The organism is Salmonella sp. 32120201201600049SM, from assembly GCF_017572835.1.
GTDB lineage: Bacteria > Pseudomonadota > Gammaproteobacteria > Enterobacterales > Enterobacteriaceae > Salmonella > Salmonella enterica.
In genome coordinates, this window is the sequence record NZ_JAGESA010000033.1 from 1 (window position 1) to 743 (window position 743).

Below are 743 nucleotides of genomic sequence, written 5' to 3' on the forward strand. Positions count from 1 at the left end.
TCCTCCCCGTTCGCTCGCCGCTACTGGGGGAATCTCGGTTGATTTCTTTTCCTCGGGGTACTTAGATGTTTCAGTTCCCCCGGTTCGCCTCATTAACCTATGGATTCAGTTAATGATAGTGTGACGAATCACACTGGGTTTCCCCATTCGGGTATCGCCGGTTATAACGGTTCATATCACCTTACCGGCGCTTATCGCAGATTAGCACGCCCTTCATCGCCTCTGACTGCCAGGGCATCCACCGTGTACGCTTAGTCGCTTAACCTCACAACCCGAAGATGTTTCTTACGATTCATCATCGTGTTGCGAAAATTTGAGAGACTCACGAACAACTTTCGTTGTTCTGTGTTTCAATTTTCAGCTTGATCCAGATTTTTAAAGAGCAAATATCTCAAACGTGACTCGTAAGTCAGTTTTGAGATATTAAGGCAGGTGACTTTCACTCACAAACCAGCAAGTGGCGTCCCCTAGGGGATTCGAACCCCTGTTACCGCCGTGAAAGGGCGGTGTCCTGGGCCTCTAGACGAAGGGGACACTGAAGTCTCAATCGCAAGACGCCTTGCTATTCACTTTTCATCAGACAATCTGTGTGAGCACTTCAAAGTACGCTTCTTTAAGGTAAGGAGGTGATCCAACCGCAGGTTCCCCTACGGTTACCTTGTTACGACTTCACCCCAGTCATGAATCACAAAGTGGTAAGCGCCCTCCCGAAGGTTAAGCTACCTACTTCTTTTGCAACCCAC

General features: G+C 48.6%; 1 tRNA gene and 2 rRNA genes. All 3 read right to left on the reverse strand.

Going from position 1 to position 743, the window contains the following annotated elements:
• Positions 1-265, reverse strand: a 23S ribosomal RNA gene (locus tag J4650_RS22650); the annotation flags it as partial.
• 193 nt (positions 266-458) lie between these two features.
• Positions 459-534, reverse strand: a tRNA-Glu gene (locus J4650_RS22655).
• An 85-nt stretch (positions 535-619) separates the two neighbouring features.
• Positions 620-743: ribosomal RNA gene (locus J4650_RS22660) — 16S ribosomal RNA — on the reverse strand; the annotation flags it as partial.